Origin of the sequence: Psychrobacter sp. JCM 18901 (assembly GCF_000586435.1) — a bacterium.
In the GTDB taxonomy this organism is placed as follows: Bacteria; Pseudomonadota; Gammaproteobacteria; order Pseudomonadales; family Moraxellaceae; genus Psychrobacter.
Map to the genome: position 1 here is coordinate 91,632 of NZ_BAWH01000003.1, position 25,105 is coordinate 116,736.

Here is a 25,105-nt window from a genome sequence, read left to right on the forward strand (position 1 = left end):
AACTGTAGCTTAGAGCTGATAAAGTGGCGCGTTGTCTGACCAGATATTTGCGCCACTGTTTTAACCATTATCGGTATTAGATCGCGTAATGCCACAAGATATAAAATGTTATTCTGTAGGACTGATGTTGTATATCAAACGATTGTCGCATGCGCCAATGCTTTTTAACCCTCTTATATTGGAATCATTATGGCAAGCTTAAAAGAGATACGTGCCAAAGTCACCAGTATTAAAAGCACCCAGAAAATTACTCGTGCTATGCAAATGGTAGCGGCAAGTAAAATGCGCCGTGCGCAAGAGCGCATGGACGTGGGTCGCCCGTATGCTGATAGTATGCGCCGGGTTATTTCACATTTGGTGCATGCCTCATCAGACTATAAACATCCGTATATGGTATCGCGTCCAGTCAATAAGGTTGGCTATATTGTCATTACCTCTGACCGTGGCCTAGCGGGTGGTTTGAATATTAACTTATTCAAAGCCCTAACTAAAAGTATCCAAGATTATCAAGATCAGTCTGTACAGGCTGAGTTTGCAGTCATCGGTGCCAAAGGTGTGAGTTTCTTCAAAAACTTTGGTGGTAAAGTTACGTCGGCTGTGACCGATTATGGCGATAAACCAACGTTTGAACAATTGAATGCACCGGTTCAAGCGATGCTTGAAGACTATAATAACGGCAATATTGACCGTATTTATGTAGTCTATAACCGATTCGTCAATGCAATGACTCAGAAACCAACGGTTAATCAGTTGGTTCCTCTACCAGAGCAGTCATTTGATGATGAAGACAGTGGTCTACAGACAGAACTTAGCTGGGATTATATCTACGAGCCTGACATCAAGACGTTAATTGATGAATTGCTTGGTCGCTATATTGAGTCGATTGTTTATCAAGCGGTAATGGAAAACATTGCCTCTGAGCAGTCTTCACGTATGGTTGCGATGAAAGCGGCAACAGATAATGCTGGTGACCTTATTAACGATTTACAGTTGGTTTATAACAAGCTGCGTCAAGCGGCGATTACCCGAGAAATCTCGGAAATCGTTGGCGGTGCTGCTGCTGTTTCATAATTGACTACACCTATATATAGAAGTTCAAGGAGAACGCAATGAGTAGCGGTCGTATTGTACAGATTATTGGCGCGGTTCTTGACGTTGAGTTCAACCGTAATGAAGTTCCTCAAATTTTTGATGCCTTGCAAGTAGACGGTACCGAAACTACCCTAGAAGTACAGCAACAGCTAGGTGACGGTATTGTACGTACTATTGCAATGGGTTCAACCGAAGGTTTAAAGCGTAACCTACCGGTTACTAATACTGGTGCACCTATTTCTGTGCCTGTAGGTACTGGTACGCTAGGTCGCATCATGGATGTTCTTGGTCGTCCTATCGATGAAGAAGGTCCTGTTGTTGCTGACGAAAAATGGTCTATCCACCGTGAAGCGCCAAGCTACGCGGATCAGTCAAACAGCACTGAGCTACTAGAGACTGGTATTAAAGTTATCGATCTACTTTGCCCGTTTGCTAAAGGTGGTAAAGTTGGTCTGTTCGGTGGTGCCGGTGTTGGTAAAACCGTTAACATGATGGAGCTGATTAACAACATCGCTTTAAAACATGAAGGTTTGTCAGTATTTGCTGGTGTTGGTGAGCGTACTCGTGAAGGTAACGATTTCTATCACGAAATGCAGGAAGCTGGCGTTGTAAACACTGAAGACTTCAGTAAGTCTAAAGTAGCAATGGTATATGGCCAGATGAATGAGCCACCGGGTAACCGTTTACGTGTTGCACTGTCTGGTTTGACCATGGCTGAGTACTTCCGTGATACTAAAGATCCTGTTACTGGCAAAGGTCGTGACGTACTATTGTTTGTTGATAACATCTACCGTTATACACTAGCGGGTACAGAAGTATCAGCACTACTTGGTCGTATGCCGTCAGCGGTTGGTTATCAGCCAACACTAGCTGAAGAGATGGGCTTATTACAAGAACGTATTACGTCAACTCAGTCAGGCTCTATTACTTCAGTTCAGGCGGTATACGTACCTGCGGATGATTTGACCGATCCATCACCTGCTACAACGTTTGCTCACTTGGATGCAACAGTTGTACTAAGCCGTGATATCGCATCACAAGGTATCTATCCTGCGGTTGATCCATTGGATTCAACGTCGCGTCAGTTAGATCCACAAGTAATCGGCGAAGATCATTACAATGTTGCTCGTGGTGTTCAGGAAGTTCTACAGCGTTATAAAGAGCTTAAAGACATCATCGCTATCTTGGGCATGGATGAGTTATCAGAAGAAGATAAACTGGTTGTTTATCGTGCTCGTAAGATTCAGCGCTTCTTGTCTCAGCCATTCCACGTAGCCGAAGTCTTCACTGGTGCACCTGGTAAATACGTGCCACTACGCGATACCATTGCTAGCTTTAAAGCAATCATTGCTGGTGAATACGATGACCTACCAGAGCAGGCGTTCTACATGGCTGGCAGCATCGATGAAGTAGTCGCTAAAGCTGAAAAAAATGAAGTCTAAGTCAGCGTAAGTTGTATAAGCATAAGCTAACGAGTAGATATAATATAAACCTTGTATCTACTCTTCAGTAACGCATCGCAGTTTTACTGTTTTTTGATCGCGCTTTGATGGTAAGGAATTAAGTATGGCAACGTTACAATGTCGCGTCGTAAGTGCTCGTGAAGAGTTGTATTCAGGCGAAATTAGCATGTTAATAGCTACTGGTACCGAAGGCGAGATTGGTGTATTGCCAGGTCACACACCGCTTATTACTTTGTTAAAGCCAGGTGCAATGCGAGTGCAAACACCAAATGGTGAAGAAGAAATAATTTATGTCTCAGGTGGTGTACTAGAAGTACAACCTAAGATGGTTACCGTATTGGCTGACACCGCTATGCGTGCAAGCAATCTTGATGAAAGTAAGATTGTCGAAGCTCGCAAGAAAGCTGAGCAAATGCTAGTAAACCAGTCTGATACACTACAGACTAATGCAGCTTTAGCCTCACTTGCAGAGTCAGTAGGACAGCTACAGACTATTCGCAAGTACAAAAATCGCGTGTAATTTATCACTGTTAGTTATAGTTATCACTGTTAGCGATAGATAGTTATCTGAAGCTAACAGTGTAGTTGAAGACAGAAAGCAGTCCATTATATGGGCTGCTTTTTTTTATGTCTGTTAGTTTGAATTTGCCAATGCTATGGCTGCTACTTTTACTTATATCAGTGTTTGGACAGATAAGTATTTTATGAGCCTCCGTTAATTATCGTTTGAGAACAAGATAATATTGGATTTCCTTAAAATGCCACTAGCAGTAAGGGTAATATGTGGTTATATTAGACTATGAAATATCGTAAGTATGGAGTGATACTGTGGTGCGTCTGTGCGATGTAAGACACTAACATTGGTTATTAAGATGCGCTCTGGTTGTAAGTATTTAACGAAAACGAAATTACTGCCTATTATTGAGATAGGTAGGATTATTCTTGGACGCAAACTAAAGTTTTATTAGAGGTAGTTTATAGGTTTTGTTAACGACTATCAGCTATAGTATAGGAAGCTGTAGGTTTAATAGTATACTGTGCTACCAACTTTGTAACAGCTATACGAACATCAATTGTACCGCTTTATGGTGCTATTAATTTTACCGCTCTTACTTTTACTGCTTTTAAATTAGATGTATTAGAGGATATAACAATGACAACGACTGAAGAAGACAACACCCCCCGAATCCTGATTGTTGAAGATGATGAGCGTCTGGCCATGTTGACTCAAGATTACTTGGTCAAAAATGGTTTAGAAGTGGCAATTGAAACTGACGGTAACCGTGCTATTCGCCGCATTGTCAATGAACAACCAGATATGGTCGTACTTGATGTCATGCTACCTGGTAGCGACGGATTGACAGTTTGCCGTGAAGTTCGCCCGCACTATCAAAATCCTATTTTGATGCTGACTGCGCGTACCGAAGATATGGATCAAGTATTGGGTCTAGAGATGGGTGCTGATGATTATGTCGCCAAACCTGCTCAGCCGCGCGTATTGCTCGCTCGTATCCGTGCTTTATTACGTCGTTCAGAAAACGCACCATCAGAAGATGTGCCGCAGCGTTTAGAGTTTGGCGAGTTAGTCATTGACAACGGTGGTCGCTCAGTCAATCTAGGTGATGAGCTGGTTGATTTTACTAGCGCTGAATATGATCTATTGTGGTTACTTGCTTCTAACGCAGGTCGCATTTTATCTCGTGAAGATATCTTTGAGCGTCTACGTGGTATTGAGTATGATGGTCAGGATCGTTCAATTGATGTGCGTATTTCACGTATTCGTCCAAAAATCGGTGATGATCCAGAAAATCCAAAGCGTATCAAAACCGTACGTAGTAAAGGTTATCTGTTTGTGAAAGAAGGCAACTAAGATTACTGCATCTACGTAGCGATTAATTATTAGTCATTTTCGAAAAAACCAGCATCTTTGCTGGTTTTTTTGTGGCTAAATTTTAACTTTTGAACTTAAATGCAGTGTTATGTGGTTTAATTAACCCATTATTATAGACACTGATCGAATATGGGTGACTTGTATCTATATTTGGGCGATTATTGCAGATTAATTAGACTGCAGTAGTCAAAGTCTATCTCTATTTGATAATACTCGATATCAGTATATGGCGCTCACTATGTAGCGAATGATATCGGCACTCTCTATCTATTAAGTTGGTCACGGCACGTATGTCATTAGTCTCTTCTTTAAAACACAGTATTTTTGTTCGTATCTATGCTGGACTGCTTATAGTCTGTTTATGCGTAGCATTGTTTGCGCAGTTATTGATGGACACCATCAATAAGGAACGTGTGCAGTCCTATCGCGAGAGTATGGCGATGGGGGCGTTTCATTTAGTAAGTGAAGGTATCTCTCATCAAGATACTAAAGAAGATCGTGAGTATTGGCTGTCTGATGCCAGTAGTCTATTTGGTTCAACGTTTAAGATTGTCCCTATCGATGAGGTAGACTTTACTGCCAGTGAATTAAGACGCTTTAAGAGCGATGCCACAGTGGTTCGTTATATGAGCCAACCTGTCTATGCAGATGTGTATTATCGTCTGCCAGACAATGAGAACGTGTTGACCGCGCGAATATCGCAAGTCACAGAGCAGCAAGTACGAGCTATCGCAATATTTTTACTAGATGATTTGTCCTATCAGATGACCTTGTCTGATAAGCGTGCGCGTCTAGCAGAGTTAGAGGAGAAATTTTCTTTTCCTTTAGCGTTTACTGCTGTCAATACGCTCGATTTGGATTCAGATCAGATGTCGCGTTTGCGCCGTGACGAAGTGGTTATCTCATTGCAAGATACTAATAGCAGCAAAAGTAACTCATCTATTAGAGTAGTGGTACCGTCTGAAATCAATGATATGGCGATATTGATTGGTCCTGTGCCGTTGTTCAACTGGTTCCCGCTTAACTTAATTATTAGTATGATTCTTATCAGTATGTTCCTAATTAGCTTAGGTGTATATGCACTCATCTTCCCGCTTGAGCGTAAGCTGCAATTGATTCAGGTAGGTGTGAATGAGGTCAGTCAAGGTAACCTTGATATTCAAGTACAAGTTATTGGTCAAGATGAAATAGCACGTTTGTCAGCAACTTTTAATTCCATGACCTCGCATATTAAGCGTTTGATTGAATCACAGCGAGAGCTTACCCGAGCGGTTTCACATGAGCTTCGTACGCCAGTGGCTCGTATTCGATTTGCCGTAGATATGCTTGCTGATACGGATGACGAAGACTCACGTTTTATGCAGCGTGACTATATTGATGAAGATATTGAATCGCTTAATGGTTTGATTGATGAGATTTTGACCTATGCTAAGCTTGAGGAAGGGTCACCAAAGTTAGATTTAGAACCAGTAAACTTAAGAGAGCTGTTAGAGCAGATCGAGCGCGAAACCAATGCGCTAGGTAAATCTATCAAAATAGTAACCAGTTTACCAAATGCAAAAGTCACAGCAGTTGCGGATAGACGCTACTTACACCGTGTGATTCAGAACCTTGCAGGTAATGCGTTACGCTATGCAGAAACAACCATTATCATTAGTGCAGGTGTCAAAAAAAGGCAATGCTTCGTCAGTGTCGAAGATGATGGACATGGTATTCCTGAAGCAGATCGCGAAAAAGTATTCATTCCATTCTCACGCTTAGATGACAGCCGTACACGCGCGTCAGGTGGCTATGGTCTAGGCTTGTCTATTGTATCGCGTATTGCATTTTGGTTTAATGGTAGTATGAAAGTAGATGAGAGTCGTGAGTTGGGCGGTGCAAGGTTTGTGATGACATGGCCTATCAAACCATTGACGCAAATTCTGGCTGCTGATGAATTGACGCAGGAGAAAAGCGAGCGCGACTTCGATACTAAGTTGTCAGATTAGACCAAGTTATACGGCTAAGCTATAAGACTAAGTTATCATACTACGCCATAATTATTAGTCATGTTCCTAAAGAGAATCAGCGGCATCTTAATGGTATAAAAAGATAGCGCTTTATAGCTAGGTGACGCGCTTGTCGCTATTTTTAAGGCAGTTGGACAATGTCATAGGAGGCATAGGATGCCATATTTATTTGGTGGCTTGGTAGTGTTGAATGCGATTACGCTAGGCTATTATTTATTTTTAAAACAGCCGTCAACGACCCAAACACTACAAACAGCTCAGGCTGAAATTACCCAGCCACTAGCTTTCACTAACAGTGCTGAGTATATTCCACCGGCTATTGGTAGCAAAGACTAGCGTTGACCTCTTTGCTTATTCAAATTAAAGTTTCATCGCTATTTTGAATTTGTCACCGTACTGTCTACCTCAGATACCTCTTCTACGTCAGCCGCTAATGTCGTATCTCCAGCAACTTTGGAGAGTAGGGGAATACGTACGCATACTTGTAGCCCACCTTCAGGGTGGTTAATGGCTTCGACGGTACCGTGATGTAATCGTGCAATACGATCAACAATCGCAAGACCTAGTCCGCTACCTTGAGTAGTCCGTGCCGTCTCTCCACGTTCGAACGGTTGCATAATCCGCTCTAATTGATCGTCGGCGACGCCATCACCGCAATCTCGTACACAAATCACTAGTTGTTCTTGAGCTTCTTTGTTCACCACATTTTCGCTGACCACATCCGTATCTTCGTCTTCGATAGTTTCTATAAATGTTGGTACAACCGTTGCCGATAAATAAATTGGTGGCTTTCCATAACGATTGGCATTATTAACCAAGTTGATAATCAGACGCTTGATGGATAATGGACGTACAGGAACAACCTTGTCGCATTCTGACTCATATACAAACTTCATTGGCGCAAACTGCACCATGATTTCATTAAATATAGTGTCTAGGTTGGTCAAGCTGACTGGCTCATCAGAACCATCTTTCATAAACGAGATGAATTGCTCTAAAATAGCATCCATATCCTCAATATCGTAAATCAGCCCTTCACGGAAGAAATCATCTGGTAGCATTTCTGCGGTTAAGCGCATACGTGTCAACGGCGTCCGCAAATCATGTGAGATGCCGGCAAGCATGATTGTTCGCTCTTTTTGCGCTTGGTTTAAGGTCGTAAACAGTCGGTTAAATGCCATATTAACTTGACGTATTTCTGTGGGGCCTTTCTGAGTTGGCAGTGTGGTTGCATGACCGAGACGAATATAATTAGTAGCTGCCCGCTGTAGGTAGCGTAGCGGGCGATTTAATTGACGGGCTAATAGAATAATCGTGAGTAACGATAGGATAGGCAGTCCAATCAAAAATAGCACCAGTAATGTCGGGCTATATTGTGAATAGTAAACCACAGGCTCACGCACCCAAAAACTGTCATCACGGCTATCTTGTACCCATAGCTGCGGCGTTGGCTTAAATTTAAAATAGACCTCTACAGGACGACCGAGCTGCGCACCGATTTCACGTTGTAGTACGTCCGTAAAAAAGCTCACGAATGGCTTGTCAGCGACTTCTGGAAAGTCGCTCGGATTATTTACCACGACGACATGAGAGTGCTGGTAAATCCATTGGCGTACTTCGGGACGACCTTGCCAGTCTTTGTTGGCACTATTGATCAGCTGCAACTCACTCGTCAAATAACGCGCATGGTTTTTTTAACTCTGGCAGATACAGACTGCGCCAAAAGAACAAAATTGATAAGCTCACACTAATAAGCACGATAAAGGCAACCATCAAGGTTGTTAGCCAAGTGTTGGAATAAGAGCGTGGCAGCCAACCTTTACGACGCGGCTTTGGGTTTGGAGAGATCATATGGGTCCAACAGAGTAAAAGAAAAGTTATTATGATATAGCGTGTAGCTCTTTGAATACGATTGCCTTAAGGCTAGTCCGTGCATCAATCTATAGCGGTATATCATAGAATAGCATAATCAATAAATAGTACTGATACAGTATGCAATCGACGAGCGAGCCAAATAGTTATTGGAATAGATATAAAGTTAAGCTTAAGGATAAATGTATTTAGCAACCATCTGTTTTTCAGAGAGAGCGATAGTAATTTATAGAATCTAAAGAAAAAAATTTAAAAATAAGCCATTATCATCAGTTATATTTTACTTAGGTCGACATTTAAGCTATTGTTAATAAATAATTAAATATGCACAGTTTATGTTTTCAACAAATAAAGACTGTGATATAATTATGCCCTTTTTGGTATACCTGCGAAAGAGAGAATTCACATGGTTGTTATTCGTTTAGCACGGGGCGGTGCCAAGAAACGCCCATTTTATCAAGTAGTTGTTGCTGATCAACGCCGCGCGCGTGACGGTCGCTATATTGAAAACATCGGCTTTTTTTAACCCACTCGCTAAAGAGTCTGAAGAAGCAGTACGCCTAAACATGGAAGCGTACAATGCGTGGATCGCAAAAGGTGCACAACCTTCAGATCGCGTTGCTTCATTAGCAAAAGCTTACAACAAGTCTGCAGCTCAAACTGAAGCAACTGCTTAAGTTTTTGCTGTTACTGAGCCACTTATAGTCTAACTACAAGTTGATTCAGTAGACTTTAGAATACATAGCGTAACTGTCTAACCAGGGTGCGCCATTAACTGTTTATCGCTTTTGACGCAATTGTTTTTGCAATTGCTGTTTTAATCATTGTTAGGTTAGCTGCTATGTCATCTGTTCCAAACGCTAGTGCCCTTATGAAAATTGGTCAGCTTAAGAAGCCTTACGGCATTAAAGGCTGGCTTTGGGTATTCAGTGATACGGATGACCGTACAGCAATATTCGACATGAAGCCGTGGTGGATGAAAACTGCCACTGGCATGAAACCTTTGACTGTGAAAGCTTGGCGTGAGCAAGGAACAGGAATTGTGGCTCAATTTGAGCAGATTCCTGATCGTAATGTTGCTGAGACTATGAACGGTGTTACCGTTTGGGTCGAACAAAACGTCCTGCCTGAAACAGCTGAAGACGAATATTATTGGTCGGATTTGGTCAGTCTGCGAGTGATGAACGAGCAGGATGAGTATCTAGGTAATATCACTGAAATGTTTGAAACCGGTGCCCATGACATCATGCGTGTAACGGCAAATTCAGACAGTTTGGACAATGAAGAACGCCTGATTCCATGGCATAAGCAGACTGTGATAGAAGTCAATATGACTGAAAAAACAGTGCTTGTGGCATGGCCGAGTGATTACTAATAGCGTTTCTGGCTTTTTAGTCAGACGTTATTATTACTTACACCGATTGTTTTAGCCTTAACGCAAGTAGACATCAGATGTATTTTGCCGTAATTAGTATTTTTCCTGAGATGTTTGCCACGATTCGTGAATTTGGAATCACGGGCCGAGCAGTGACTCAAGAGCAAGTTACGATTGAATGCATTAATCCACGTGATTATACCACCGATAACTATCGCCGTATTGATGAGCGCCTTATGGGGGTGGTCCTGGGATGGTGATGATGCTGAGCCATTATCGAAAGCCATTGAGGATGCACGATTGCGTGCCAGTCAACATGGTTGCCGTGTCGATAGTGAGCACTGTCCGGTGATTTATATGTCACCGCAAGGACAGACGCTTAGTGAGAGTAGCGTAGTCAATATGACTGATTACGATGGCATGATTTTATTATGCGGTCGTTATGAAGGTATTGACGAGCGTTTACTATCACAATATGTCGATATGGAAGTATCGTTAGGTGATTACGTGTTGACTGGTGGCGAGTTGCCAGCAATGGTGCTGATGGATAGTGTGATACGTCGTCTGCCCGATATCATGGGTGATGATAAGTCAGCGGAGCAAGACTCTTTTGTCGATGGCTTGCTTGACTGCCCTCACTATACTAAGCCGCATGAGTTTGCGGGTATGGCGGTTCCTGAGGTATTACTTTCAGGTCATCATGCCAATATCGCTAAGTGGCGTTTTAGTCAGCAAGTCAGTCGTACGCAAACGCGTCGTCCAGACTTATGGCAAGCGTTTACCCCAACGGTAGAGCAAGCGAAGTGGTTGAAAGCATTGGCCAAAGCAGATAAAAAGTAGGTTTTTAAAATCTGACTTTATTGTTACTAGGTTTGATAAACAGTTAAGAAACAGAATTTTGAGCAATAATAAAACGAGTCATCACATAGTGGCCGTTGGTTATAACCCATTTACGTTGTGTCTCACTATAAAGAGATGCGATTAATTATTACAAACAGGTGATATGCGTTAAGCCTCTATTATCTAATGTGAGGAGATAACTCTCATGAGCAACAAGCATCCATTGGTTCAGGTCATCGAAAACGCTCAATTGCTTGAGCGCCCAAACTTTGCACCCGGCGATACCGTTGTGGTACAAGTAAAAGTACGTGAAGGTGAGCGTGAGCGTTTACAGGCTTTTGAAGGCGTTGTAATTGCTAAGCGTAACCGCGGTCTAAACTCAGCGTTTACCGTACGTAAAATCTCAAGCGGCGTTGGTGTTGAGCGTGCATTCCAATTGCATTCACCAATCATCGATAGCATTGAAGTGAAACGCCGCGGTGCTGTTCGCCGTGCGAAACTGTACTACTTACGTGAGCGTTCTGGTAAATCAGCACGTATCCGCGAAAAACTTGCGCCACGTCCAGCTCAGAAAAAAACTGACGCTGGTGTACCTGATGCAGTTGATACTGCACCTGGTATCTAAGCACAAGTTTGCCGTTTTGAGTTAGTCCTATAATTTTAGGATTGGCTCAAGACAAGGTAATAGTAGATACAAGCCCTTATTCATAGGTTTATTTATAAATAAGCGGGCCATACCAAAAAAGACGAAACCCCAATCTATGCGAAAGCTAGATTGGGGTTTTTGTATGTATAGCATTAATAATTTGAGTTTTATCAGCTCTGATAGTGCCAGTTATAAGCCAAAGTTTATTGAGCATCAAATGTATCGATGCGGTTGACTTGCTCTTTGGACTTACTGTATTTGCGCAGTCTAATGTATAAAGTCTTGGTAACGGTTGCAATGAGCTTTTGCTGCTCATCAACGATATCGACTTTATATTCACGGAATACCGCTTCGCCTTCTTTTGCTAGATCTTGAATAGTAATAATTTCAGAGCTAGGTATTTTCATGCGTGCAGTGACTTTGCTATTGCCAGGCGCAATGAAATCAATATGTGAGCTTTTGTCCCACACCACGTAATTACTACCCAGTTGATGCATCAGCATAAGCATATAAAAAGGGTCAACCATTGAATATAAGCTACCACCGAACTGAGTACCGACGATATTTTTGTTCAGAGTGTTTAGTCCCATGCTGACCACGCACAAACCCTGATCGAGACTAATATGATCGATTTTGATACCTGCGCCAATGTATGGTGCATAAGTATTAAGGCGTAGCTTTAATAAATGCGGTGTCAGCAATGGCATGATGCTTTGCTTGGCCCGACGTTTCAAAGTCTCAAGGTTGGTAGGTAATACGCTCATAAACTTGTCCTGTTGCCTTTTCTCAATTTTTTTGATTGTATCAATAATGCGGTTTTACACAGTATCACTGGGAAATAAATCGATAAAAAGTATTTATCATAATTAAAAAGTACCCAGCCCGCTAGCTCTAAAGCGTAACCGAAATGACATATTTATGCCCACTTACAGGTAACGATCATTATTTATTATAACTATCTTTGCTATTCATCTATGTGATAAAAATCCACCTAGATGTAAATTGTTATCAATAAAACGGTCGTTTATCCTAATTCAAAGTCTATAACAGAGAGATTTTTTCCTCATGGTTTTCTATTAAGGTCAATTTTGTCTTAAATGAAAACTTTAGTTTATATGTTATAATGAGATACATAGTATCTTTAAATGGTTTTAGGTTCGCATTTCATCAAGTCTTGGCATACAATAGTTCGCAGTTTGTAATAGGCGCTTTGGTCTATGACATTAGAGCAGAGCGTGTGCAGTCAATCAAAGACGTAATCGACACAAGGAAATGTGATGAGTAACCCTCAGACCCCCTCTTCAGGTCTAATCCGCCGACCTCGAACGTAAACCACGACAGTCAAGTACAAGGCAGTTATGTAGATTTGCATAAGCCAGTTCTAGTTTTGACAGTCGTGATGCTTACTTAAACCATGAATTACAAATCATGCAGCCGAAACGCTGGCGTCCTAATTTACCATTCCGTGATTACCGTTTTGAATACGAAGATACTATTCCAGCAATGGCCGCGACCATCGGTAAAGTTGTTATGGTGGGCGCCATTGCAGCAACCTTTGCAGGTCCACTCGGCTTAGGTGATGCGTTTGTTCTAGAAAACGTACGCTACGAGCTATTGATCGTCTCCTTCTTTATTATCTTATTTTCGGGATTTTTATTGCCGACGGCCAACCTTGCTGGTACTCACGGTCCACTTATTCCTTTGATTCCTATTGTGGTAGCAGCTGGTGGGCACCCGATGGCCTTTGGTTTGCTTATCGGTGCTTTTGGTCTGCTCCTCGCGATTAGTAAAGGGGGGAGTCTACTAGCCAACTTAACCAGTAAAGGTGTGTGCGGTGGCCTATTGATTTACTTGGGCTTTATCGGAACCACATCACAGGTCAAAAATCTCTTTGCTTGGGCAGAAGGGATTGGCATGTCGCATATCGCTTTCTTTATTATTCTGGCGACTATTCTGCTGTATGCATTGCTTGAGCATTGGCAAAAACGCTGGCTCGCGGTTCCGCTAAGCTGTGTGTTAGGTGGAGGTCTTGCATTTGCATTGGGCGCACCTTTTGAGTTCAAAACAGCGCCAGGTCTACCAAACATGAATCCAATGTATTGGTGGGGCGAAAACACAGGTTGGATGTTAGGTCTGCCGACGATTGAAAGCTTCATTGTAGTACTGCCGTTTGCTATTTTGGCCGTGGCAATGTGGTCGCCAGATTTCTTGGGCCATCAGGTGTTCCAAAAAAATCAGCTATCCTAAGCGTACTGAAAAAGTGCTTATGGATATTGATGACACTATGACCAGTGCTTCATTTCGTCAGGTAGTCGGCTCTGTATTGGGCGGCTCCAACTTTGCGTCATCTTGGGGAACGTATATTGTTCCTGCGGCGATTGCTAAACGTCCAATTCCTGCCGGTGCTTTATTGACGGCTCTATTTTGTATTATCGCAGGGGTTTGGGGCTATCCAATGGATTTAGCCATCTGGCAACCAGTGATGTGTGTGGCCTTGATCGTTGGGGTGTTTATTCCATTACTAGAAGCTGGTATGGAGATGACGCGTGAAGGTAAAACCACGCAGTCTGCTGCGATTGTGGTCTTTGCCTCTGCATTGGTGAATCCTGCCTTTGGTTGGTCGCTCACGTTGTTGCTTGATAACTTGGGCTTGATTGGCTCTAAAGAACGTAGTGCGAATTTGACTAAGATGAGCCGCTGGATCATACCGGGTATTATGTTCGTGGTACTGACAGGTGTCATGGCTATCGTCGGTATGCTGCCGGGTATCCCAGCACTGATGGCAAACTTCCGTCATTAGTAGTATGTGATTGAATAAACGATAATAGAACAAACTAAGCCGGCGAAAGCTGGCTTTTTTTTATGGGTAGCGCTGCGATAATAATTGGCTTGTAAAACAATGACTCCCGCCCCATAACTAGCAGTATTACTAAGATTTTTAAGAGCAATAAATTCTATGGTTAATGTCTCAGAATCGAGTCCTGTCGATGATAAAAAAAGCCCGTCTTAAGCATCTGATTAAACGCCTGCCTAACTTGCCAGGGGTGTATAAGATGCTGGGTAAGAACGGCGACATCTTATACGTTGGTAAAGCTAAGTCGCTAAAAAGCCGAGTAAATAGCTATTTTGCCAAGACGATTGATCATCCAAAGACGCGGGCGCTAGTGGCGCGGATTCATAATATTGAGACTATCATTACGCGTAGTGAGACCGAAGCGCTGTTGCTTGAACAGAATCTAATCAAAGAGCATCGTCCACCTTATAATGTGCTGCTGCGTGATGATAAATCCTATCTGTATGTATTTATCTCAGCCGATAAGCTTATCCACGTTTGGCTTACGGTCGCGGCAAAGGCAATCATCAAAAAGGTCGATTCTTTGGCCCGTTTCCCTCTGCACATGCGGCAAAAGAAACGTTGGTCTTGATGCAAAAGATGTTTCAAATGCGTCAATGTACCAATACCTTTTTTAAGCAGCGTCAACGTCCTTGCTTGAGTATCAGATCAAACGTTGCCGTGCGCCCTGTGTCGGTTTGGTATCGCCAGAAGAGTACGCAGAAGATGTGAACAATACCATCCGTTTTTTTAAAAGGCGACTCTAGTGACATCCATAGTACGCTGATTGAAAAGATGGAAGCGTCAGCTGAAGCGTTAGATTTTGAAAAGGCGGTATTTTATCGCGATCAGCTGTCCATGCTACGTGAAGTACAAGCAAGGCAAGCAGTCTATACCGTACAAGGTGAGGCAGATGTGATTGCGATTGCCAGTCAGGCTGGCATGACCTGTGTGAACGTACTGACGGTACGTGGTGGACGTGTATTGGGTGGAAAAAAATTATTTCCCAGATGTGGATGGTAGTGAGTCGTTAGCAGATAATTTATCGGCTTTTATTACGTCATTTTATTTCCAAGTGACCGATGATTTGCCCGCTGAAATCATATTGAGCCATCAGATACCAGATCAAGTGGCAGTAAGTGAAGCATTGGCAACGCATTTCGGTAATAAAGTAGTCATCAAGACCAATGTGCGTGAGCACCGTTCAGAGTGGCTGGACTTAGCAACACTAAATACCAGTAATGCATTAAAAACCAAGCTTGGCGATTATCTAGAGCTACATGCGCGCTTTGGTGCGCTAAAAGACGTACTGGCGACTGTCACTGATCGGACGATTGATCGTATTGAATGCTTCGATATCTCACATACGATGGGTGAGGCGACCATTGGTAGCTGCGTGGTGTTTGACCAAGGTGGCTCGCGCCGTCGTGATTACCGTCAGTATGCTATCCATGATATCCAAGGTGGCGATGACTATGCAGCGATGAAACAAGTGCTGACTCGGCGTTACAAGAAACAACCATTGCCGGATTTACTATTGGTTGATGGTGGTAAAGGTCAGCTTGGCATTGCCAAAGAAGTATTGACTGAATTGGGTATTCTTGGCGACACCTTGCTCATCAGTGTGGCAAAAGGGGAAGGGCGCAAGGCTGGGCTTGAGGTATTGCACTTTTTAGATCACGAGCCGTTAGATCTACCGATGGATAGCAAAGCATTGCATTTGCTGATGCATATTCGTGATGAGGCGCATCGTTTTGCGATTACCGCTCACCGTAAAAAAACGCGATAAGCGTCGCTCATCATCAGTGCTAGAGGTGATACCGGGACTGGGTGAGAAACGTCGTCGTGACTTGCTCAATCACTTTGGTGGTATGCAGCAGCTGCTTGGTGCTTCACAGCAAGAGTTGGCAGGCGTACAAGGCATCGGACCAGTACTCGCAAAAACGGTGTACAAGGTATTGCATGAGTAATAGATTAGATATTACCAAACAGAAGTTCTTATCTTGTTAGTTATGTAAAAGGCTGTATGAACATTAAACAAAAAAAGGGGCAGTCTTGGATAAGTAAAATTATCCAAGACTGCCCCTTTTTCAATAGGCTTTTACTACTTATCAGTTTCTACTTTATAAGTGGTAAACTTAAAGCTTAAATCACTTTTTTTCATCGTGCATTTGCTCAGATTCGTCTGCTACTTTAAATCGTTCTGGCAGATCAGGGTAAAATGCATCGCCGTCAGCAATATCAGTATCTACATGAGTCAGCTCAATACGGTCGGTGTACATCAGAGCGTCACTAAATACACGCTCGCCGCCAATTACCCAAATCGTATCGAGATGCGCGCCATGAGCCAGGCTAGCTGCTTGTGTCAGTGCGTCATCTAAGTTGTGTACCACATAAGCATTGCTGCTATCTGCAAGACCTTTTGTCTCAGCATAGTCCATCTGTGTCGTGACAATGAAGCTCACACGCTTTGGTAATGGTTTGCTACCCATTGACTCAAATGTCTTACGACCCATGATCACAATACCTTGAATCTTACTATCATTTTCTTTGGTCGTCATGCTTTTGAAATGTTGCAAATCTGCTGAGATATGCACGGTAGCTCATTGTTTTTGCCGATACAACGATTGCTACTAATAGCAGCGATTTGGGCAACTTCGGTATGGGCATAGCTCATAATATATCCTTTTTATTATATTCTTAAATTTTGCTTTTATTTAGCGTAGTTAACCAGACTAACTTTATACGGCAACTTTGGCTTTGATAGCAGGGTGCGACTCATAGTCATTGACGTTAATGTCTTCGTACTCAAACGCAAATATGTCTTTAACATCAGGATTCAAAGACAATGTCGGCAGTTTATATAGCGAGCGTGTTAACTGTAGCTCAGCCTGTTCACGGTGGTTTTGATAGATATGGCAATCACCACCTGTCCAGACAAACTCTCCAACTTCTAGACCACATACCTGCGCGACCATATGAGTCAATAGCGCATAGCTCGCAATATTAAAAGGCACGCCTAAAAAAAAGTCAGCCGAACGCTGATACAGCTGGCATGACAGCTTGTTGTCTGCGACAAAGAACTGAAATAACGTATGACATGGTGGTAGGGCTACTTGCTCTGCTTCACCTGGATTCCAGCCAGAAACAATCAAACGGCGTGAATTCGGATTGGTCTTTATCTGTTCAACGACCTGTGCGATTTGATCGACGCCATCAGCGTTATAACTGGCATCTTCATTTTTGGTCGCGCCATAGTTACGCCATTGATGACCATAGATAGGACAAATCGCCAGCAGGTCTGTTGAAGCGTGCGGTCTGTTCTGCTGTTGCCCACTCATTCCAGATACGAACATTATTCTGTTGTAGATAATCGACATGAGTGCTGCCACTTAAAAACCATAATAGCTCATAAGCGATAGATTTAAAGTGAACCTTTTTGGTCGTTAGCAGTGGAAAGCCATCTGCTAAGTTAAAGCGTAGCTGTGCGCCAAAATGGCTAAGCGTACCAGTACCAGTACGATCGCCTTTTTCGGCGCCATTGTCGAGAACGTGGCGTAGCAAATCTAAATAGCCTTGCTCGTTATTACTTTGGGTGCCATTGATCATAAAATGCTCTTTAGTTACTGCTGACAGTACATACAGGCTAGATGGATAGTCGATATATACACTGTCATTATTAAAAGTATTGCTAGGGTAGGTGTTCTGACAGCTTATCCTATTTTAAGTCATCAACCTTTATCACAAAAAGGTAGGCTTAATAAGCAGCTTGCTTACCCCAGTCGTAGATGCCGCGTTTATAGGCATAACCGATCAAGAACAGACCGATAATTATCATTGGGGCGCTTAGTATCTGACCTTTGGTCATCCAGCCTAGCAAGATGAATCCTTGGTCGATGTCTGGCTGGCGAAAAAAACTCAATGATGAAACGGCTAAAGCCATAACCAAGCATAAAGACACCAGTCACTGCCATACGAGGACGGGGCTTCGATGAGTACCACCACAAGAATAGAAATAACAGTAGACCTTCTGCAAGGGCTTCATACAGTTGCGACGGGTGACGAGGCAACAGGTACTGGCCATTGACCTCAGTCATCAGGTCTTGTAGCGCAGGATTGGCTTGTAGCTGCTGCATATCAACGCTAGCGGCCTGCGGGAAGTAGGTCAACCAGTTATAGCCACCATCAGAGACGCGGCCCCATAGTTCGGCATTGATGTAATTACCAATACGTCCGAACAATAAACCAGTTGGTACGCAGGGAACGACAAAATCGAGCACTTGGAAAGGTGTCTTTTTATATTTGCGGGCAAAATACAGCATACCCAACATGACACCAATCAGGCCACCATGGAATGACATACCGCCTTCCCAGACTTTAAACAGATAGGCAGGGTTTTGGAGCAGTTCACCGAACTGATAAAACAATACATAGCCGACACGGCCACCTAATATCACACCAAGTGCGCCAAAGAACACCAAGTCTGAAACCATATCTGTCGTCCAGCCTTCACGTTTGGTACTGCGATACCACGCCAGTCCGTAGGCGGCGGCAAATGCCAACAAATACATCAGCCCATACCAATGGACTTCGACAGGTCCAACTGCTAATGCTACAGGATCGTACTGAGGATGAATCATCATAAAGGCATCATAATATTGATAATAAAATGCTGACTATAATAGCAAATTTCGTTCGCTGGGCATACATAATTGCTCTAGTGCCAATCAGAGTGTATGAGTAATTTGATTCTTTGAGATGATACAGAATGTATAGGCTAAGAGTCAAAAAAGATAAGAAGTGAGGTGAAAAAAATGACTTTAATTAAGGAGTGTTTTCGTGATGATATGTAATCTTGGTAGCTAGTAGCTTGAGATAAAAGTGCCATTTTTAGCATTATCGAGCGTTCACTACCAATTTGTATTATTACATCTATTATTAAAAGAAATTAGATAGCGACCAGATCTTGTACTTTGTTTTCAACCATCGTATCGCCAGCGCCTTGTGACACTACTTTGCCGCGTGATAGCACGGTGTAATTGTCAGCAAGCTCTTCGGCAAATTCATAGAACTGCTCAACCAGTACAATGGCCATATCACCTTTATCTGCTAGGTCTCGTAGAACTCGGCCAATATCTTTAATGATAGAGGGCTGAATACCTTCAGTTGGCTCGTCCAAAATTAACACAGTCGGCTCGGAGGCTAGGGCACGGGCGATAGCAAGCTGCTGCTGCTGACCACCAGACAGATCACCACCGCGCCGATGCTTCATCTCATCTAGTACTGGAAAAATATTATACAGATGCTTGGGTACATGTTTGGCCTTGCTGCGTGAAAACTTGGCCATACCAATCAAGATGTTTTCTTCTACCGTCAGTGTCGAAAAAAATATCGCGACCTTGTGGTACATAAGCTAGACCTGCTCGGACACGTTGCTCTGGAGACATCTTGCTGATGTCTTTATCATTGAGCAAAATCTCTCCTGATTTAATCGGTAGTATCCCCATCAAGCATTTAAGTAGCGTGGTTTTGCCTACGCCGTTACGTCCAAGTACCACGCTGCATGCGCCTACAGGCGCTGTAAACGAGACATCTCGTAAAATATGACTGCCGCCGTAATACTGGTTGATATCGTTCACTTGTAACATGGCTGTCTCCTAAACTCTAAAACTTTTCTAATATTTCAAAGGGAATATTCGTTTGACTCGTCTAGATGATTCGTTCGGCTATCGACCTAAGTAGGACTCAATCACTGTTTCATTGGCTTGCACTTCAGCTAACGTACCTTCGGCCAAAATCGCCCCTTGTGCCAATACTGTGACTTTTTCACTGATGGCATCGATAAAGGTCATGTCATGTTCGACTACTACTAAGGTATGGTTCTTTTTGAGCCGTAGACACAGCTCAGCGGTATGTTCAGTTTCTGCATCAGTCATACCGGCCACAGGCTCATCAAGCAGAATTAGCTTGGGGCTTTGCATCAGTAGCATGCCAATCTCTAACCACTGTTTCTGCCCATGTGAAAGCAATCCAGCGGGCTTGTTGATTTTGTCGGTCAGGCGAATTTGCTGTAGAGTCGCGTCAAGGGTATCGCGAGTATCGGCATCGAGTTTGTTAAATAAGCTTTTGACCACACGTTTGTCTTTTGGCGCGGCAAGTAACAGATTATCCATTACGGTAAAATTTTCAAAGACAGTAGGTTTTTGAAACTTACGTCCGATGCCAGCTTCAGCGATTTGTTCGGTAGATAAGCTGGCAAGGTTGTGAGTTTGACCAAAAAAACACGCTGCCTTCCGTAGGGCGGGTTTTACCTGTAATGACATCCATGAGCGTGGTTTTGCCAGCGCCGTTGGGGCCGATGATACAGCGTAGCTCGCCTTCTTCGATATAGAGCGACAGATTGTTGAGTGCGCGAAACGAATCAAACCAAACGCTCACATCTTCTAAGTACAGAGCAATACCATGGCTAAAGTCGACGCCAGATTTTTGGGATGACTGAGACCGTCACGTCCATCAGTATGATCATATTCAGACAGCGCCTTAATCGATTGTTCGGTCGATGGTGATTTATCATTTAGCATTATTGTTTCTCCTTTTTGAATCGATCGAACAAGCCCATAATGCCATTGGGTAAAAACAACGTCACGACGACGAATAGTCCGCCTAATATCAATAGCCAAAATTCAGGGTAGGCGACCGTAAAGTAGGTTTTCACAGCATTTACCACACCAGTTCCTAAAATCGCGCCAATTAAGCTTCCTCTACCACCAGTCGCTACCCAGACAGCTATCTCAATTGAGTTCACTGGGTTCATCTCACTCGGATTGATAATGCCTACTTGTGGCACGTATAGCGCTCCTGCGACACCAGCAATGACAGCGGATAATACCCAAGCAGATAGCTTGTACCACAGAGTACGGTAGCCTAGATACTGCAGGCGGTTCTCGCTGTCACGAATGGCACCGAGGACTCGCCCATAAGGCTGATTCATTAAATGACGCAAACCCATATAAGAGACTAACAATGCTAAGGCCGTGACAAAGCACAGCATTGAGCGAGTAGAGGCAGCGGTAATGTCGTAGCCTAAAAGGGTAGTAAAACCAGTAAAGCCGTTATTGCCACCAAAGCCTGTCTCATTACGGAAGAACAGCAAGGCTGCCGCGTAGACCATGGCTTGAGTGATGATAGAAAAATAAACGCCTTTGATTTTGGAGCGAAAGGCAAAGAAACCAAAGATAAATGCAACCAAGCCAGGCACTAATACAACCAGTGCGACTGCCCACCAAAAGTGCTGCGTGCCAGCCCAATACCAGGGCATTTCAGTCCAGCTCAAGAACCGCATAAAGTCCGGTAAGCCATCGCCTGCTGTCTCACGTGTTAGGTACATGCCAAACGCATAACCACCCAAAGCAAAGTACAGACCATGTCCCAAGCTCAAAATACCGGCATAGCCCCAGACGAGATCTAGTGCCAAAGCCACCATCGCTAGCGCCATGATTTTGCCAATTAGGGTAATCCAGTAGGCTGAAAGGTGAAAAGCTGAAGTCTCCGGCATAAGATGTAGCCAAGGCAATATCAGTAGTACGGCAAAACATAAGCCAATTAAAACAGCACTACGCGGCGTATCAGACAGTAATTTGGTCAGTATCATAGCAGTCTCCTTATTCGACAAAGCGGCCTTTGAGTGCAAATAAACCTTGTGGCCGTTTCTGAATAAACAGAATCACAAGAACCAACAACACAATCTTAGCCAATACTGCACCGATACCAATCTCAAGTACCGTACCACTCACACCAAGTCCCAAGGCGGCCAATACTGCACCCCATACTTGTCCGACCCCGCCAACAACGACGACCAAAAAGGTATCAATGATATAGGTTTGACCCAGATCAGGACCTACGTTGCCTACTTGGGCAAGGGCACAGCCAGCCATACCAGCCAGCCAGAACCCAAACCAAATGCCATCATATCGATACGTGCAGAGGGGATGCCAACAGCACGTGCCATTTGGCGGTTTTGGGTAACGGCTCTTATAAACAATCCAAAGCGCGTTTTGTTGAGTAAGTACACCAGTAGTGCCACGACAATGACGGTAAAGCCAATAATGGCAATACGGTTATAAGGCAGTACGAGACTTGAGGACACCTGATATGCGCCGCTGAGCCACGCCACGTTACTGACTTCAACGTTCTGCGCACCAAAAATCATCCGTACCAACTGCATCAATATTAAGCTTACGCCAAAGGTAGCCAATAATGTTTCTAGCTCACGACCATATAGTGGACGAATCACGATACGTTCAATAATCATACCGATGACAGCGCTGACTAAAAAAGCAGCTGGAATAGCAGCAAGCAAATACCAACCTGCCATATCTGGGATATAAGCTTGAAAGAAGTTTTGAACCATATAAGTGGTATAAGCCCCAATCATAATCAGCTCACCATGCGCCATATTAATCACGCCAAGCAGACCAAAGGTAATGGCAAGGCCAAGCGCCGCTAGCAGTAAAATACTGGCGGTGCTCATACCGGTGAAAATATGACCCGTCCATGTGCTGATTTCGATACGGCGTGACACGCTAGATTCAGCATCGATAAGTGCAGCTTTAAGCGAGGCATCTAGCCATCAGCCGCGAGCAGATTCAATATCGACCAAAACTTGTGGGTTATCACTATCTGCAAGTAGGTTCACAGCTGCGATTTGAGTGGGTAGGTCACCATTTTTGAAATCTATACGAGCCTGTAATGCGGTTAGTGCTTTTTTTAACTTTAGTGTTGTCTTCATTTGCCGCTGCTGTCGTAATAGTTGCTGGATCTACTTGGTCAATATTGTCGGCCAAAATGTCCACAGCTTGTAGTCGCTGTGCAGGTTTGTCAGATGCTAGCTTTACCTTAGCTTGCCCAAAGATAAGCGCCGAGCGTAGCGCATTGGTCAAGGTGATTTGTGATAAGTCACTAGGCCAATCGGCTGTCTCTTCTTTATTGGGATAGGTAAATAACTGATCATCTTTATTCAGTAAATACGTTTGCCCACCGTTGCCTTGATAAAGCTCATCATTGGCAATGAATTCAACCAAGCTATCTAGACTCTCAACCGATCCAGGCCAGTCACTTAACATGGTTTGACGCTGGCTAAAATCACCCGCCACAAATTGTTGAATGGCATCGCCTGAGTTTGTAGAAGTTGCTGTTGAAATATTTGAGGTATCTGAGGTGCTGGCTTGAGTAGAAGTGGCTACGTTGACAGGTGTGACCAAAGATTGCTCACTATGAGCGGTATCCGTATCGTGGTCATGTACCTGACCATCATGATCCGCATACGCTGTGGTGGTGAAAGTTGTTATGCATAATGCCATCAATGCAAGTAACCGCAGAGGCGCATAAATTGAAAAATGAGCCGCCTGCTGCATGACTTCACTGACTGATGCTTTTGGATTATTACCAGGTTCGGATGATGTTCGCCCTGCAAATGGGCGTAAAGTATGGCGCTGCATGTGCGGCTCCCTGTTTTTACAGACAACAAACCCTTAGCTTCTATTGCTTAGCGGACTAAGCAGTAGAAGTGTTGATAAGGTTTGAAGGTATTTAAAAGTTGAGAATAAGTGTTAAAAATAAATGTGGAGAGTAGGCGATGGGTCGTTTATTTATCTCGTTTATCCAGCTGGCTACTCTCCATGCGCTTTTCAGTACCACTTTACTTAGGAGATGTTTTATTTAGGAATGTATTCGCTCCATGGCTGCGCTTGAATGACTTCTGGCGTTTTGAAAATCGTATCAAACTGACCGTCGGCACGGATTTGACCAATCATCACAGGCTTCCATAGATGATGGTTTTCTTCATCCATTTTTAGCGTGTAGCCAGAAGGTGCATCGAATGTTTGTCCCGCCATGCTAACACGTACTTTATCGACATCAGTTGTACCTGCTTTTTCGACAGCTTGCTTCCACATATTGATACCGACATAAGTAGCTTCCATTGGATCATTGGTCACGACTTTTTCAGCATTTGGTAGTTTTTGGTCCAATGCATACTGCTTATAGCGTTTGGTGAAGGCACTGTTGGTTGGGTTTTTGATCGACATAAAGTAGTTCCACGCCGCCAAATGCCCTTGTAGCAGACTGGTATCGATACCGCGTAGCTCTTCTTCACCGACTGAGAATGCCATGACTGGAATATCTGACGCTTTGATGCCTTGATTCGCTAGTTCACGATAGAACGGAACGTTTGAGTCGCCATTGATGGTCGAGATAACCGCGGTCTTTTTGCCCGTTGAGAACTTTTTAACGTTAGATACGATGGTTTGATAGTTGCTGAAACCAAATGGGGTGTATTCTTCCATGATGTCTGCATCAGCCACGCCTTTTGATTTCAAAAATGCCTTTAAAATCTGGTTGGTGGTGCGTGGATAGACGTAATCAGTACCTAACAATACAAAGCGCTCTGCACCGCCGCCTTCTTCGCTCATCAAGTACTCTACTGCTGGAATGGCTTGCTGGTTTGGTGCCGCACCAGTGTAAAAGATGTTTTCTGACTGCTCTTGTCCTTCGTATTGCACTGGATAGAACATCAATCCGTTTAACTCTTCAACTACAGGTAATACAGATTTGCGTGATACCGATGTCCAACCGCCAAAGATGACATCTACTTTATCTTGAGTGAGTAGCTGACGGGCTTTTTCAGCGAATAATGGCCAATCAGAAGCAGGGTCGACGACGACTGGTTCGAGTTGCTTACCGAGCACACCGCCATTGGCATTGATTTCATCAATGGTCATTAACGCGGTATCTTTTAGAGAGGTTTCAGAGATGGCCATGGTGCCAGACAGCGAATGTAGTATGCCGACTTTGATAGTGTCGCCATCAGCAGCAGGCTCGGTGGTCGTTTCTGTACTCGTTTCAGCGGTTGTCTCTGTTGATGCTGCAGTTTCGGAAGGTTTTTGACAACCAATAAGACTTAAGCTGCCAACGACGGCTACTGCTAGTAACGATAAACGTGATTTGATTTTTCCGTGTGATTGAGGGGCTACTACTTGAGTATTGGCTAAAATTGGTAACGAAAACATGGACATCTCCTAATAAAT

At 43.5% G+C, this 25,105-nt stretch carries 12 protein-coding genes and 11 pseudogenes; 12 read left to right on the forward strand and 11 right to left on the reverse strand.

Translation table 11 applies throughout. From position 1 onward, the window contains the following. The first annotated feature begins 189 nt into the window (after positions 1-189). The 6 genes from atpG to TT11_RS04070 all read left to right on the forward strand — a co-directional run bounded on the left by atpG (position 190) and on the right by TT11_RS04070 (position 6,791). The gene (gene atpG / locus TT11_RS04045) at positions 190-1,071 is read left to right on the forward strand and encodes a F0F1 ATP synthase subunit gamma (RefSeq protein ID WP_101205955.1); all 882 of its coding nucleotides are present in this window, start codon (positions 190-192) and stop codon (positions 1,069-1,071) included. A gap of 38 nt (positions 1,072-1,109) precedes the next feature. Continuing rightward, complete coding sequence (gene atpD / locus TT11_RS04050) at positions 1,110-2,534, forward strand: F0F1 ATP synthase subunit beta (RefSeq protein ID WP_261863364.1); 1,425 nt, start codon at positions 1,110-1,112, stop codon at positions 2,532-2,534. Between the two features lie 124 nt (positions 2,535-2,658). Further along, positions 2,659-3,075 carry a F0F1 ATP synthase subunit epsilon gene (locus TT11_RS04055; RefSeq protein ID WP_261869167.1) on the forward strand — a complete coding sequence of 139 codons (417 nt, stop codon included), beginning with the start codon at positions 2,659-2,661 and terminating at the stop codon, positions 3,073-3,075. A gap of 633 nt (positions 3,076-3,708) precedes the next feature. Further along, entirely contained in the window at positions 3,709-4,425 is a 717-nt protein-coding gene (locus tag TT11_RS04060; protein ID WP_058023509.1) for a response regulator, read from the forward strand. A 311-nt stretch (positions 4,426-4,736) separates the two neighbouring features. Beyond that, positions 4,737-6,434 carry an ATP-binding protein gene (locus tag TT11_RS04065; RefSeq protein ID WP_261869168.1) on the forward strand — a complete coding sequence of 566 codons (1,698 nt, stop codon included), beginning with the start codon at positions 4,737-4,739 and terminating at the stop codon, positions 6,432-6,434. 177 nt (positions 6,435-6,611) lie between these two features. Then, positions 6,612-6,791, forward strand: coding sequence for a hypothetical protein (locus tag TT11_RS04070; protein WP_057761990.1), 180 nt, complete (start codon positions 6,612-6,614; stop codon positions 6,789-6,791). Positions 6,792-6,829: 38 nt separating this feature from the next. On the opposite strand, the pseudogene TT11_RS04075 reads toward TT11_RS04070, so the two are convergent. After that, positions 6,830-8,306, reverse strand: a pseudogene (locus TT11_RS04075) (ATP-binding protein). A 427-nt stretch (positions 8,307-8,733) separates the two neighbouring features. On the opposite strand from TT11_RS04075, the pseudogene rpsP reads away from it, so the two are divergent. The 4 genes and pseudogenes from rpsP to rplS all read left to right on the forward strand — a co-directional run bounded on the left by rpsP (position 8,734) and on the right by rplS (position 11,167). Next, positions 8,734-9,004, forward strand: a pseudogene (gene rpsP, locus TT11_RS04080) (30S ribosomal protein S16). Between the two features lie 164 nt (positions 9,005-9,168). Next, entirely contained in the window at positions 9,169-9,702 is a 534-nt protein-coding gene (gene rimM, locus TT11_RS04085; protein WP_101205950.1) for a ribosome maturation factor RimM, read from the forward strand. 77 nt (positions 9,703-9,779) lie between these two features. Then, positions 9,780-10,542: pseudogene (trmD, locus tag TT11_RS04090) on the forward strand (tRNA (guanosine(37)-N1)-methyltransferase TrmD). A gap of 205 nt (positions 10,543-10,747) precedes the next feature. Further along, positions 10,748-11,167 (forward strand): 50S ribosomal protein L19, encoded by a 420-nt coding sequence (gene rplS, locus TT11_RS04095; RefSeq protein WP_101205948.1) that lies wholly within the window; start codon positions 10,748-10,750, stop codon positions 11,165-11,167. 224 nt (positions 11,168-11,391) lie between these two features. Here rplS and TT11_RS04100 read toward each other — a convergent pair whose 3' ends face one another. Further along, complete coding sequence (locus TT11_RS04100) at positions 11,392-11,952, reverse strand: DUF4442 domain-containing protein (RefSeq protein ID WP_102092092.1); 561 nt, start codon at positions 11,950-11,952, stop codon at positions 11,392-11,394. 513 nt (positions 11,953-12,465) lie between these two features. Between TT11_RS04100 and TT11_RS16995 the strand changes: the two are divergent. After that, positions 12,466-13,988 (forward strand): annotated as a pseudogene (locus TT11_RS16995) (DUF3360 family protein). Between the two features lie 156 nt (positions 13,989-14,144). Then, positions 14,145-15,991, forward strand: a pseudogene (uvrC, locus tag TT11_RS04115) (excinuclease ABC subunit UvrC). Between the two features lie 134 nt (positions 15,992-16,125). Here the strand turns inward: uvrC and TT11_RS04120 are convergent. The 9 genes and pseudogenes from TT11_RS04120 to urtA form a co-directional block, all read right to left on the reverse strand. After that, a pseudogene (locus TT11_RS04120) lies at positions 16,126-16,698 on the reverse strand (dihydrofolate reductase). Positions 16,699-16,762: 64 nt separating this feature from the next. Then, a pseudogene (locus TT11_RS04125) lies at positions 16,763-17,630 on the reverse strand (thymidylate synthase). Positions 17,631-17,778: 148 nt separating this feature from the next. Next, positions 17,779-18,664 (reverse strand): annotated as a pseudogene (lgt, locus tag TT11_RS04130) (prolipoprotein diacylglyceryl transferase). A gap of 305 nt (positions 18,665-18,969) precedes the next feature. Then, positions 18,970-19,669 (reverse strand): annotated as a pseudogene (gene urtE, locus TT11_RS04135) (urea ABC transporter ATP-binding subunit UrtE). 78 nt (positions 19,670-19,747) lie between these two features. Continuing rightward, a pseudogene (gene urtD / locus TT11_RS04140) lies at positions 19,748-20,501 on the reverse strand (urea ABC transporter ATP-binding protein UrtD); the annotation flags it as partial. Beyond that, on the reverse strand, positions 20,465-20,602 hold the full coding sequence (locus TT11_RS04145) for a hypothetical protein (protein WP_261869171.1): 138 nt from the start codon (positions 20,600-20,602) through the stop codon (positions 20,465-20,467). The gene TT11_RS04145 and the pseudogene urtD, both read right to left, overlap by 37 nt. Continuing rightward, complete coding sequence (gene urtC, locus TT11_RS04150; RefSeq protein WP_201549058.1) at positions 20,602-21,672, reverse strand: urea ABC transporter permease subunit UrtC; 1,071 nt, start codon at positions 21,670-21,672, stop codon at positions 20,602-20,604. The genes TT11_RS04145 and urtC overlap by 1 nt, the downstream gene beginning before the upstream one ends. 10 nt (positions 21,673-21,682) lie before the next feature. After that, positions 21,683-23,380 (reverse strand): annotated as a pseudogene (gene urtB / locus TT11_RS04155) (urea ABC transporter permease subunit UrtB). A 354-nt stretch (positions 23,381-23,734) separates the two neighbouring features. Continuing rightward, positions 23,735-25,087, reverse strand: coding sequence for an urea ABC transporter substrate-binding protein (gene urtA / locus TT11_RS04160; protein WP_261869172.1), 1,353 nt, complete (start codon positions 25,085-25,087; stop codon positions 23,735-23,737). Between the last annotated feature and the right edge of the window lie 18 nt (positions 25,088-25,105).